The following is a 13,236-nucleotide window of genomic DNA, read 5'->3' as shown; positions in this document are numbered from 1 at the left end:
ATTTTTTTTAAATGTCAAATACCGAGTTATTAATCCTAGATTATTCATGGGTAACTCCATGAAAGTGGCTGAAAGCCACATAATTACTATATTTTAACAAAATATTGCTTTCACTTATTAGGTGAAGAAAAAAGAGCGCCCATTTGTGGTAAAATTAAGGTGACAAAACTCAAAAAAATTACACAAAGAAGCCCATTATGAGTATTGTAAACACCTTATCACTTGAAAGCAATAGAAAAATTAAAATTAATTTCGACGGAGGAGATTTATCCTCCGATGCAGGCTTACTTCTTATAAAAGAATTCGTAAGTAAACTTGGCATTGATAAACTTTTCAGTCAATCATTTAAGACAAATGATTCTGCATCATTCCGTTATCACGCTGATAAAGAAAACCTCAGATACCTGAAGCTATCATTTTGGATTTGGACTCAACACTTCTTAATGCCTATGGCAAACAGGAAGGCAGAGCATTTAACTTCCACTATCAAAGTAACGGTTACAATCCACTTGTTTGCTATGATGGACTCACAGGAGTCTTGAAGATTTTCCGGAAATTAAACTTCTCCTTCGTGGAGATAGTGGCTTTGCAACACTAAGTTTTATAAACAGTGTGAAGAAAACGGTATCGGCTATGTAATTTGTTTGAAAGAAAATGCTATACTTCATGATAGGGCATCATATCTTATAGATGAACTTGATGAAATCACAAAAAACAACAAAGTGGATTATGCTGTAGTTTATGGTGAATACATGTATACATTCATTGTTACAAACATGGAATCGTCCCCTGAATATCTTATCAAGTTCTATTGCAAAAGAGGCTTGATGGAAAACTTCATAAAGGAAAGCAAAACAGGTTTTGACTTTGCTTCTGTAAGCAGTCATACAAGAGTAGTAAATGCCAACAGGCTTCAAATACATGCACTTGCTTATAACATATTTAATTGGTTTAGACGACCCTCATTATCTGCAAATATGAGAAAACAACGCATTGATACTGTACGTCTAAAACTGCTAAAGATTGCAGCAAGAGTAATCCGTTCAGCAAGGTATATAACATTCAAGCTGTGTAGCAGTTGTCTATATAAGGATTTGTTCTATAATACCCTATCCAATATCAGCAAGCTATGTATAAAGCCAGTATAACAACTAATAATGAACCTTGACAGCTTGATAACTACTTGTAAACTCTACCTAGGGGAAGTCTGCCCATTTTTAGGTGTATTAAGTCAGTTATAGCGTCATGGGTTAAGTTTAAAGATTTATAGCACGTTTTTTAATGTAAATATTACGCCGTGAATAATTTAGGAATAATATGATAGAATATAGTATTATATTTAATTTATTGAGGATATTATATGGAAAAGAATCTAGAACAAATTTTTTTAAGATGTTGCCTTGGCTATTTTTTCAGCGGAACTGCGACTCTTATCATAGGAGCTACTCTGCCTCATCTTTAATGATACCCCTTTCTTTTATAAAAACCATACCAAGAAATCTACTGCAAGTGGAGAAGACAGCGATACAAAATCTTTCAAATATAAAAATTTTTATATAAATACAATACTTTTATTCTTCTATTTGGAATTTGAGTACAGTGTGAACGGATGGTTTATTACTTACCTATAAAAAGAGCATCACGTTTGTGACGCCCTAAAATTTTATCTTAATTAAATCAAGCCTTGTTTGCTGAACCGAAAAGCTCTATCTTCTCTCTTACAGTTGCCTTTATAGCCTCAGCACCCGGTGCTAAAAGCTTTCTTGGGTCAAATCCCTTACCTTCAAGATCCTTACCTGCTTCGATATACTTTCTTGTAGCATCTGCAAATGCAAGCTGACATTCTGTATTAACATTGATCTTAGATACTCCAAGGTTAATTGCCTTTTGGATCATATCTGCAGGTATACCTGTACCGCCGTGAAGAACCAATGGAAGATTTCCTGTTTTCTCCTGTACCTTTGCCAAAACGTCAAAGTTAAGACCGGGCCAGTTTGCAGGATACTTACCGTGGATATTTCCGATACCTGCTGCAAGGAAATCTACCCCAAGATCTGCAATCATCTTGCACTCATTCGGATCTGCGAACTCACCTGCACCTACAACACCGTCTTCCTCGCCGCCGATTGATCCTACCTCAGCCTCAAGTGACATTCCGTTTGCATGTGCCAAAGCTACAAGCTCCTTTGTCTTTTCAATATTCTCTTCGATTGAGAAATGAGAACCGTCAAACATTATTGAAGAAAATCCTGCTTCAATACATTTCTTACATCCCTCATATGAACCGTGGTCAAGGTGAAGTGCTACAGGAACTGTAATTCCCATCTCCTCTAGCATCGCCTTTACCATTGCAGCTACTGTCTTATAGCCTGTCATATACTTTCCCGCACCCTCTGAAACACCGAGAATAACAGGTGAATTCATCTCCTGAGCTACTGACAAAATAGACTTTGTCCACTCTAAGTTGTTGATATTAAAATGTCCTACCGCATAATGTCCGGCTTTTGCCTTATCAAGCATTTCTTTTGCTGATACTAACATATCTACCTCCTGTTGTTGAATAGAATATCTTCTACTTCTTTTTGCATATCTGCACTGTCACATTCTCTTGTATGTCGAATCTTTGCATCCTTTATCTCCAATATTGCCTTCGGAATTTCAGGTGCTCCAATCTCATGCAATTTGTCAATGACTTCAAAATCTCCCATATCCTGCTTTTGTCCGAAGATTGCTTCAAGTACACTGTCAGCAAACTTATACGGACTGGCTGTGGATGCTATGACCGTCTTTGTCATATCCTTTGTGGCTTTTTTATAATCCTCATATACTGAGAATGCCACTCCGGTATGTGTATCTATAATATAACCTGTACTGTCATACAGAGATTTTATACCTTCAAAATTTTTCTTTTCATCAGCAAATCCGGCTATAAAGTCTTTCATAAAGTCCTTCATAGCTTTGGTAACTTCATACTTACCGCCTGCTGATAAATCTTTCATAAGCTTTGAAACATACTCTCCGTCACTTCCACAACTTAAATAAATCAATCTTTCAAGATTACTAGAAATAAGTATATCCATTGACGGTGATGATGTTAAAACAAACTTACGGTTTCTATCATAAACCCCATGCTCAAAGAAATCAAATAAAACTTTATTTTCATTTGATGCACATATAAGTTTATCTACCGGTAATCCCATCTGTTTTCCTATATATGCCGCAAGTATATTTCCGAAGTTTCCTGTAGGAACACATACATTTATCTTTTCTCCTGCAGCTATATCGCCGGTTTCCAAAAGCTTAACGTAAGCATATACATAGTAAGCTATCTGTGGTACAAGACGTCCTATATTTATAGAATTTGCACTTGAAAGCTGTATTCCGTTTTCTGAAAGCTTCTTTGCAAAATCCTTATCAGAGAATATCTTTTTAACTCCGCTTTGTGCGTCATCAAAATTTCCATGTATGGCCACTACATCCGTATTATCACCCTTTTGTGTCACCATTTGCAATCTTTGCACATTGCTGACACCGTCCTTAGGATAGAATACAATAATACCTGTACCCTCAACATCACAAAATCCCGACATTGCAGCCTTACCTGTATCACCGCTTGTAGCTGTAAGAATAACTATTTTATTCTTTATACCGTTTTTCTTTGCGGATGTTGTAAGCAAATGCGGCAATATTGAAAGGGCCATATCCTTAAATGCTATAGTATCACCGTGGAAAAGTTCCAGAAAATACGCCCCTCCCGCCTTTACAAGCGGTGCAATCTCCTCTGTATCAAACTTCTCATCATATGCTTTTTCTATACAATCCGTCAGCTCTTCTTTTGTATAATCACTCAAAAGAAGTTTCATTACCTCATAGGCAACTTCCTGATATCTTTTCCCCTTCAAATCCTCCAAAGCAAAATCAAACTTTGGAAATTTCTCAGGCATAAACAGTCCGCCGTCATCTGCCAATCCCTTAAGAATAGCTTCTGACGCATTTACTCCCGACTCTTTGCCCCTGGTACTTTTATACTTTATGAATTCCATTCTAAACTCCTATTTCTAGATTGTCTAAACTATAACATATATATTAAAAATAATAAAGTTTATTTTCTGCTTTCTATTCTCGACCTTCCGATTATTCTTGTACCCAGGTCTATATCCTTACAATACTCAATCTTTTCAGAATAATTATTATTGAAATCTATCTGGTTTATACCACGGTTCTTAACACTTGCGGAAGTCATATTGTAGTCCGCCGTAACCTTGGAAATATAAAGGAAATATCCCACTATACTTCCCACCAAGGTAAACCAAAAAATATTGCTCTGCAAATTATCGGTAAAATAAAGTATTGCCATGATTATTGCAAATATCGGTAAAACATACATAAGTCCTGACAGATAAAGTTTTCCCATATCCAGCGGTAATTTACCGACTACCTTTCCGGTCTGTCCGTTTACACTGAAGAAAAAGTGCTTATTACTGTCTTTATCATTATACGATATTGCCCAAACCGGCAACATGGCATATTTAAAGCTTCCCTGACCTATGGTAAAATCATTGTTTACCACATTAACACTTTCTCCCGTCATAGAATCTCTTACCACTTTTGCAGAGTATCTATATACATCATCTTCTATCGAGGACATAAGAGCTTCTTTTTCTATATCCTTTTTCTCGGCAACAAATCCGCTTAAGTATGAAGAGTCAAAATCTATCGCACCGTTAAAATCAAAAGGATATACAGACTCTACAAGAACTTTATTTGACTTTGCAAGTGCAAGTTTGGGGAGATTCTTAATATCCACATCTCCTTTTCTGATAATCCTGAAATGCTTTTCATAAGTCACCCTGTAATTTCCTTCAGTTCTTGAATATGTCCTGCTTCCTTCTCTGTCAAGATCAACAAGTACATTTGTGTCATACAGCCAGTATGGGAAATATACTCCGTTTATTTCTTCTATCTCTTTCTTGTCGTTGAAAAAACTCCTAGGTACAAATTTCTTTGTCTTCATCCATTTTTCAAAAGATTCAAGGGCCCTTGTTCTGTCCACTTTAAAAGGTATAACTTTTGTGGGAAGCTGTGATCTCTCAAGTTTTCCTGACATCACTATAGGATTTTTACAATAATAGCATGTGGTTGCTACAGTAGTCTCATCCGTTACAATATTTGCACCACAGCTTGGACAGTGGTATTCAAGATACTCACCATTGTCTCCATCTTCCACCACATCCTCATTTTGAGACATCAGATTTAAGTTTTTTACCTCTTCCTCCGTATAAACTGTATTACAATATTCACAATTAAACTTCCCAAGTGTTGCAGAATACTTTACCGGACCGCCACAATTTTTACATTTATAAATTACTGTTGCCATGCTTCCTCCAAGTCTTACCATGTGGTTTAATTTTCAATACCGACAATGCCAAAAATACAAATGACAATATCGAATCCAAAAACATATTTACATAAAACCAATTATTATACCAAAAAAGGCTTACCAATATATCAGAACTGTCTTCTCCCATAATCTTCGATAACAAAAAATCTATGCTGACTAAAGGATTAAATAACAAAACAAACTTACTGAATCTGATAAAAACAATTCCGAAAAATCCGCTCTCATCCGTTACAAATGAATTTGCAGATAAAAAATATAACATAAATGTTCCTATAAACAGACCTAAAACTCCAGAATACAGGAGAGCGGTTGCAACACTTGTCCTCTTAGATATGCTCGAACAAAATATTCCCATTGAAATAATAAGTACTACAAACACGGCAAAGTTTATAACAAGTTTTATAATATCGGGAACAGTTATTCCGCCATATAAAAATAAAATTGCCATAATCGGTAATTGTGATATCAGTATAAGCATAATCGAGGAAAATAAACTTAGAAACTTACCGAAGACTATATTTTCTGCAGTCATCTTTGTAGTCAGTAATATTTCAAGCGTTCCCCTTTGTCTCTCATCACTTATTGCACCTGCTATAAAACTCGGTGCCACAAATATAAGCAAAAGCGCAGGAACAAATATAACTATTCTAAATATTTGCAAAAAAGAGGTATAATCTATAAATGATGTTTTCCTTGCAAAGTCTACAACATCATTCATCTCTATCAGAGTAACTGCCGCCACAATAAAGTTAAATACAAGAATAGCCATTGATAATTTCATACTTCTTGTACTTACTCTGTGTTCCCTTTCATAAATCGGATTAATATTCATTGCTAAAAATCACGCTTTCATTTGAATGGTTTGTAACTTTGATAAAATATGATTCCAGACTTCCCGGTTCTCTTATAAATTCACTTACTAAAACATTGTTTCTTATAAGTTCCGACAATAATCTAGCTTCATCTATCTTTTTACCCTCAAAGTATACCATAAAACAGCTGTTATCTACAGATAAAAATCTGACATTTTTATTATTTTTTAATATTTCAAGTGCTAAATTTTCATTATTTAATACCTTTATTTTTATAGGGTTTGCCCCCTCAACTTTTGCCAGTATTTCTTCAACACTTCCGGATATTATCATCTTTCCGCCTTCTATAATTCCAATATCCGTACAGATTTCTGAAATCTCCGATAAAATATGTGAACTTAAAATCACCGTTTTACCTGCAGCATTTAACTCCTGTAAAAGTTCCTTAAGCTCATATCTGGCTCTCGGATCAAGTCCGCTTGCAGGCTCATCCATAATGATAAGTGCAGGATCATGTATTAATGCTCTTGCTATACAAAGTTTTTGCTGCATTCCTTTTGAAAGCTCATTTAAATAAAACTCTCTCTTATCAGTCATACCGACCTGCTCCAAAAGAATTTCCGACTTCTTTCTTGCAATATACCCGGTCAGACCGTATGTGGAAGCAAAAAACATCATATATTCAAATACCGTCATATCATCATAAATTCCAAGTACATCCGGAACGTAACCTACCGTTTCCTTTGATTTTTTTTGATTGTCACATAGATTTATATCATCAAAAAATATACTCCCTCTATCAGGATATATAATTCCTGAAATAATCTTTATAGCGGTTGTCTTACCTGCACCGTTTGGACCGACAAGTCCGTAAAGTGCTCCATCCGGTATTCTTAGGCAAAGATTTGATAATGCCGGATGTCTTCCATATGATTTACTTATATTTTTTATTTCTAACATCTATTTTTCCACACCTAAAACACTTAACATCGGCAAAGCCGTTTCCAAATTTCCGGTTTCTATATTTGAATATCTGACTCTGATAGTATTTGTATCCGACAGATATGTCAATAACTCCAATATAGAGAAATTATTCTTTGAAATATAATCAAAGTTTCCGGTTTTAAAATTATACAAAGCAATATTTCCCTTAAAAACCTTCACACTGTCACTGTATCTTGTATCTGAAAATATATCTGATATCTGCTCAAATTTTACTTGTGCGATATTTATATCTTCGCCCAAAAAATACTCAAGTACAGTAGCTTCATTGCTCTTTAGCGCATTGTCTATATAGGAATAATCTCCGCTAAGCACTATAGGCATCTTTAAAAGCGACTGCCTGTAAATTTTTCCGTCTTCTATAGAGTTTACAGGTATAACAGATGTAAGCAATGTCAGTCCGCTGCCCTCCATTGTATTATTAAAAAATATAGGATTTGAGAGCGCCGTATCTGAAAATGCGATAATTCTTGCATCTGCAGTATATCCGTTAGAATTTTCTCCAAGATAAAACGAAAGGAAATTTGAGACATTTAAAAGCTGCATATATTTCTCGGTGTCCATACCGTTTACACTGCCGTTTTGATCTATCGTAGTTTCTCCAACCATTCCTGTGATAATTCTTGAAGTAATATCAAAGTTTGTCAAAGGTATGTTTATAAACTGACAATTATCAATCTGTTTTGTCTCTCCCTTATCAAAATCTCCAAGCAGCGCAATTTTTCCATAAAGAATAAGGGTGGCATTTTTCACCTTATAATCATAGTTATTTGTAATTTCAACACTTAAACTTCCGTCAAAAAAATTAATTTCACCTGTAAATCCCTCATTGTTCAAATTTTCTATTGTTTTATCCAACTTCCAGATATTTGAAGCAAATGCACCTACATGATTTAGAGAAATATTTTTTGTGTACTCCTCATTATCAATATTTACAGATGTAGACTTATTTAAAACTCTTCTCTCGTCCACATCAGACCTGTCTCTTATTACCGGTATAACAGAGTAATTTGAATCTATGACTACATTATAAGGTTTATTATAAGGGTTTCTAAGGTTTACATATGTGGATTCCGATACATCCAGATCTCCTGCCTCATAAACTGTAACATAGTTGTAGAATGTTGTCGTAAACCTTGTCCTGCCGTTATATATAATAATTACTGCCAGTAATAATAATGACATAAGCACTACAATTTTCCTGTAATATATTGCAATTCCGTAGTCTTTTAAATATATAAAAGATATTGGTCCTATTAAAAGTACATAAGCAATAAATATCAAGGTATAAACCGTCATAGGAGGCAACTTATTGGTTTCTGACGAATTTAATATCGGCTCAATATTTTGGAATGTATCATCCGAAATTTCACTTTGCTTTGAAAAAGCCTCTATCCTCTCATCGCCCAGGACAGTTGAAATAATATATCTTGCGAACTGAGTATTCTCTGCCGCAAAATCATTTAAATCACAAAAGTCAAAACCTGCAACCGCTATCAATCCCTTTTGTTTATTTACGGAAGTTATAAGAGGAAAATCTTCATCAGAGAGCAAGATATTTCCTCCATGCATATTTATTGATGTAGAGTAAAGGTCGATACTTTTACTTTCATTGTTAAATGTAAAGTTCAAAGTTTTCATCTCCGGAGAATCATATATGTCCTCCAAAAGCTCAGGAGCATATCTTCCGATCGTGTCATCAGCTCTGCGGCCTGTACCCATTACAAGGACTCCTCCCTGTTTTACCCAATTCATCAATGCTCTGGACTGTTCTGTTGATAAATCTCTTATTCTGTAATTACTGATTATAATCATATCCAGCTGTTCAAGCCCGGAACTTGACTTCGGAAATGATCCTGCCGCCAAATTTACCGTATTCAGATTTAATAAACCGAAATTTATTGCAACATCATCAAAGTACTCCAGCTTACTTTGGCTGTCACTAAGTAAGCCAACCATTATTTTTGAACGGTTGGCTTCCATATTCAAAGATACTTCTTTTTCTATTATTGTCTTTTTATTTTCATCTTTCAGTACAACTACAATTTTATTAACTTCATTGCTGATTCTTATGTAATAATCAGCCAGATAACTCTTCTTTTGCTCAAGATTTACATTATACTCATACGCATATTTTTTATTATCCGCCTCATTAAATTCAATAGATACTTTTCCGGCAAAATCATCATTTGTAAAATTTTTATAATATACATGAATAGGGAGGTATCTCCCTCCCTTTGCTATATTCCCGTAACCGTAGTTTATATCTATAGTTATTCCTTTATTTTGTTCAGTTGCAGATAATGTGTCTATAGGAAATCGTACTGCAGACATTAAAAATAATACCAATGATAATAAAAGTATTTTATTCAGTCCTCTTAAAATTTTCCCTTTCAACATCTAACTCCTTTGGTAATGTTACACTGAATATTGTTCCGCTCAAATCACTGCTTACATCAATAATTCCATGGTGAAGCTCTGTGATATTCTTTGCTATGGCAAGTCCAAGTCCCGTTCCTCCCGTATTTGAATTTCTGGCCTGATCCACTCTGTAGAATTTGCCGAAAATAAGAGGTAACTCGTTTGCCGGAATAACTTTACCATAGTTAATTACCGCAATCTTTACTATTTTCTTTTCAACAGAAATTTTTATATCTATTCTTTTTCCGTCAGCACCGTATTTGATGGCATTATTAATAAGATTATCAAACAATCTTGCCAATAAAGTACCGTCCCCGTCAATTACACATGAATCCTCATTTGTGTTTACACTGCAAGTAATACCCTTATTTTCAAAATTAGGATAAAACTCTTCCATAAGTTGACATAAAAGCTTTATAATATCAATTTTTTCTATTTTCAATACAAGTTTTGATGAATTTGTCTTTGTAAAGCTGAAAAGACTCTCAATAAGATCCTGCAGCTTCTTTGACTTTTCATAAACAATTTTCAAATACTCTTTTTTAGTCTCCTCAGACAAATCTCTTTTATTTATCAAATCAAGATATCCGAGTATTGATGTCAACGGAGTTCTAAGGTCGTGAGCAATATTTGTAATCATCTCATTTTTAGACTTTTCATTATGTCTCTCACTCTCCATCAAAACTCTGATTTCCTCAGCCATTTTATTAATACTTGCAGCTATCTCCGAAAACTCGTTATCGCCTTTTACATCAATATTGGTATTCAAATCTCCGGCCGAAATCTTCTTTATTGCCAGAAGTATATCATCTATATACTCAAATGACTTTCTTTGTAAAATCCAAAACGAAAGTGCAAATATTCCTATGCCGAATACAAGTAAAATCAGAATAACAACCAAGTCACTTCCGTTACCCCTTATCAGAAGAGTATCATTTTCACGATTTATTATATGTAATCCGGAGAACATCGAAAAATTGCTGAGCAAAAGAGTTTCTACCAAAATAGAAATCACCAGACTGAAAAGTATGTTAATTATTACTTTAGTCTGAAATTTCTTTTCCAAATCATCTCTCAATTTTATATCCAACGCCCCATACAGTAGTTATAATCTTGTTTTCTCTTTCATCTTCATTCATTTTCCCGCGAAGTCTTCTTATATGAACCATTACTGTGTTGTTGGCTTCATATACCTTTTCATTCCATACCTTCTCAAAGATTTCATCTGTTGAGAATACTCTTCCGGCATTACTTGCAAGCAAATATAAGATATCGAACTCTATAGGTGTAAGTTTAACTTCTTTTCCCTCTATGACTACCTTATGATTATCTTTGTTTATAGACATTCCCTTAAGTCTTATCTCATTAGGATCGTCATTTTCCAAAACGGCACTGTTCGGATTCAGCTGAGTATATCTGCGAAGCTGTGATTTAACTCTTGCTGTCAACTCTAAAGTATTAAAAGGTTTTGTAACATAGTCATCCGCACCTGTTCCAAGTCCAAGTATCTTATCAAGATCCGCACTCTTTGCACTTAGAAGTATTATAGGAAAATTATGTGTTTCTCTTATCCTCTTACACATCTCCAGCCCGTCCATACCCGGCATCATTATATCAAGTATTGCAAGATGTATATCTTCGTTCTCTATTATCTTCAATCCGTCTTCCGCACTGTTTGCTTTAAAAACTTTATATCCGTCACTGACCAGATAAATTTCAACGAGGTCAGCAATCTCTTTTTCATCATCTACTACTAAAATATTTGTATCCGCCATTATATTCTCCTTTTATTCACTGCTTGTTTCACTTTCGCCTTCAATTACAGCTTCAGTTACATTCTCTTCAGGTTGTGTATCTTCATGTGACTCATACTTTTGTGTTTCATCCACATGCTCACCCTCGTTATTTTCATGATGCTCCTCACCTTCACTCTTATGAGGACTTATTCCTATGGCTCCGTCCAAATTGGAATCCAGAGTTATATCTGTGCTCTCTTTATCGGCTCCCATACCTGTATCCTTGATAATTTTATTACTTATCTTAACAAGTGTCTCACTCGGGGTATAACTGTATCCCGGTATCTTACCGTAAAGCATCTCATGAAGCGCTATGACATTTGATTTCAATGTTATTGGAACAACATAATCTCTCTTATGCATTTTCTTTGTATCTTTATCAAAAGGGAAGCCTGTTGTTTCACTCAGGTGATATTTTGATATATCCTTTGCAAAAGGTATAAGATTATCTATTCCGACATTAGTAGCGGTCTGAGGCAAAACAGCCACCAAAATACTGTACAAAGTCGAGAAATTAGCGTTCTTCGCCTTATCAAAAGCAAGGCTTACAACTTTTCTCTGTCTCTCCGTTCTGTTAAAATCCGTATCCATAAGTCGCAGTCTCGCATATGCTACAGCCTGAACTCCGTCAAGGTGATTCATTCCCGCATGCTCAAGCTCATATGATCCCACACCTGTGGCCTCTACAGTCTTTGCAATAAATGAATTCATATATTTAAACTCTGCATCCGTTATCTCAAGGTCCACTCCGCCAAGAATATTTATGGCGTCAATTACCGCCTTCCAGTTCACAGTTATATAATCCTTTATATCAAGATCAAGGTTTCTGTTTAGAGTCTCCAGCGCCTGCTCCGGTCCGCCTTCTACATAGGCCTGATTGAACTTATGGAATTTTCCGTCCCTATCTATCATTGAATACATATCTCTATAGATTGATATAAGCTGTATATCTCCGCTTTCTCTGTCTACATTGACAATCATATTCACATCACTTAATGCACCTTTTCCCACATTTCCGTCTCTTGAATCTACACCGAAAACTGCCACGGTATAGTATCCTTTTTGATTTTTAACATAGTGGAATGCAAAATAAGTTCCTCCTCCGACTATTGTGAAGAGTAATATCAAAAGGAAAAGTCTTGTCAAAAAACCTCTTTTCTTTTTCGGCTTTTTAGTTTTTTCTTTTTCGAATTTTTTCACCGTCTTAGGATTTACATTTTTTATAACTTTTTTGGTTTTAACAATCTTTTTGGTAACAGGCTTTGTAACCTTCTTTTTAACCACCTTTTTCGGTGCCTCTTCTCTTTGAACGGTCTGAGTTCTGTATACATTATCCCTTCTTACCACAGCTTTTTGACTGCTTTTGGGCAAAGGGATTTTTATTCCGCTTGTTTCCTCAACATCGTTAGTATTACTTTTTATATTTCTTCCGCTTTTTAACTTAGAAGATTTATTTGAACCTATGATATTTATCTTATCCGGTTTTTTTTCTACTTTTCTTATATTCTGTCCTATTTCTTCAATCTTCTTATTGTTTTCACTTAATTTTTTCAGTAGTTTTTTGTTTTGTTCTTTTAGTTTTTCTTCTTCTCTAATTTTTTTAAGCTTAGCTAAATCTTTTAAGTATTTTTCAAGATCTTCACTGTCAGCCTCACTAAGTTCTCTGTAAAAATCATCATCTCTCATTTTGGAGTAATGCTCCTTTCAAGAAGTACTTCTATATATTCTATCATAGATGAAAACAATATACACTAAGAAAAATAGAATAATAAATGATATTTCTATAAAAAAGGCGGGCAAAAGC

The 13,236-nt window shown here is 34.8% G+C and carries 9 protein-coding genes and 1 pseudogene; 1 reads left to right on the top strand and 9 read right to left on the bottom strand.

What is annotated here, in order from left to right; translation table 11 throughout:
- Positions 1-197: 197 nt before the first annotated feature.
- Positions 198-1,148 (top strand): annotated as a pseudogene (locus EHV10_RS04645) (transposase).
- 529 nt (positions 1,149-1,677) lie between these two features.
- Here the strand turns inward: EHV10_RS04645 and fba are convergent.
- From fba to EHV10_RS04595, 9 genes are read right to left on the bottom strand one after another with little or no spacing between them, the layout of a single operon-like run.
- The gene (gene fba, locus EHV10_RS04635; RefSeq protein WP_128673650.1) at positions 1,678-2,541 is read right to left on the bottom strand and encodes a class II fructose-1,6-bisphosphate aldolase; all 864 of its coding nucleotides are present in this window, start codon (positions 2,539-2,541) and stop codon (positions 1,678-1,680) included.
- Between the two features lie 2 nt (positions 2,542-2,543).
- Positions 2,544-4,043: a threonine synthase gene (gene thrC, locus EHV10_RS04630; RefSeq protein ID WP_128673649.1), complete on the bottom strand. Its 1,500-nt coding sequence runs from the start codon at positions 4,041-4,043 to the stop codon at positions 2,544-2,546.
- Positions 4,044-4,102: 59 nt separating this feature from the next.
- Positions 4,103-5,377 carry a zinc ribbon domain-containing protein gene (locus EHV10_RS04625; protein WP_128673648.1) on the bottom strand — a complete coding sequence of 425 codons (1,275 nt, stop codon included), beginning with the start codon at positions 5,375-5,377 and terminating at the stop codon, positions 4,103-4,105.
- The gene (locus EHV10_RS04620; protein WP_128673647.1) at positions 5,358-6,233 is read right to left on the bottom strand and encodes an ABC transporter permease; all 876 of its coding nucleotides are present in this window, start codon (positions 6,231-6,233) and stop codon (positions 5,358-5,360) included. The genes EHV10_RS04625 and EHV10_RS04620 overlap by 20 nt, the downstream gene beginning before the upstream one ends.
- On the bottom strand, positions 6,223-7,173 hold the full coding sequence (locus EHV10_RS04615; RefSeq protein WP_128673646.1) for an ABC transporter ATP-binding protein: 951 nt from the start codon (positions 7,171-7,173) through the stop codon (positions 6,223-6,225). The genes EHV10_RS04620 and EHV10_RS04615 overlap by 11 nt, the downstream gene beginning before the upstream one ends.
- Positions 7,174-9,615 (bottom strand): hypothetical protein, encoded by a 2,442-nt coding sequence (locus EHV10_RS04610; protein ID WP_128673645.1) that lies wholly within the window; start codon positions 9,613-9,615, stop codon positions 7,174-7,176.
- Positions 9,581-10,714 carry a sensor histidine kinase gene (locus tag EHV10_RS04605; protein ID WP_128673644.1) on the bottom strand — a complete coding sequence of 378 codons (1,134 nt, stop codon included), beginning with the start codon at positions 10,712-10,714 and terminating at the stop codon, positions 9,581-9,583. The genes EHV10_RS04610 and EHV10_RS04605 overlap by 35 nt, the downstream gene beginning before the upstream one ends.
- A complete protein-coding gene (locus tag EHV10_RS04600; RefSeq protein WP_128673643.1) occupies positions 10,704-11,411 on the bottom strand; it encodes a response regulator transcription factor in 708 nt (235 codons plus the stop codon). Before EHV10_RS04600 ends, EHV10_RS04605 begins: the two co-directional genes overlap by 11 nt.
- Positions 11,412-11,423: 12 nt before the next feature.
- Complete coding sequence (locus EHV10_RS04595) at positions 11,424-13,118, bottom strand: LCP family glycopolymer transferase (protein WP_128673642.1); 1,695 nt, start codon at positions 13,116-13,118, stop codon at positions 11,424-11,426.
- Positions 13,119-13,236 lie beyond the last annotated feature (118 nt).

This window comes from Lachnoanaerobaculum gingivalis, assembly GCF_003862475.1.
Lineage (GTDB): Bacteria > Bacillota > Clostridia > Lachnospirales > Lachnospiraceae > Lachnoanaerobaculum > Lachnoanaerobaculum gingivalis.
Note: the sequence above shows the minus strand (reverse complement) of the source record. Positions and strands in the feature narration are given on the sequence as shown.

What these genes read in the sequence shown, in the direction of transcription:
- EHV10_RS04620 (WP_128673647.1), bottom strand. Translation starts at nt 6,233, where the DNA reads ATGAATATTAATCCGATTTATGAAAGGGAACACAGAGTAAGTACAAGA.
- EHV10_RS04615 (WP_128673646.1), bottom strand. Translation starts at nt 7,173, where the DNA reads ATGTTAGAAATAAAAAATATAAGTAAATCATATGGAAGACATCCGGCA.
- EHV10_RS04600 (WP_128673643.1), bottom strand. Translation starts at nt 11,411, where the DNA reads ATGGCGGATACAAATATTTTAGTAGTAGATGATGAAAAAGAGATTGCT.
- thrC (WP_128673649.1), bottom strand. Translation starts at nt 4,043, where the DNA reads ATGGAATTCATAAAGTATAAAAGTACCAGGGGCAAAGAGTCGGGAGTA.
- fba (WP_128673650.1), bottom strand. Translation starts at nt 2,541, where the DNA reads ATGTTAGTATCAGCAAAAGAAATGCTTGATAAGGCAAAAGCCGGACAT.
- EHV10_RS04610 (WP_128673645.1), bottom strand. Translation starts at nt 9,615, where the DNA reads ATGTTGAAAGGGAAAATTTTAAGAGGACTGAATAAAATACTTTTATTA.
- EHV10_RS04625 (WP_128673648.1), bottom strand. Translation starts at nt 5,377, where the DNA reads ATGGCAACAGTAATTTATAAATGTAAAAATTGTGGCGGTCCGGTAAAG.
- EHV10_RS04595 (WP_128673642.1), bottom strand. Translation starts at nt 13,118, where the DNA reads ATGAGAGATGATGATTTTTACAGAGAACTTAGTGAGGCTGACAGTGAA.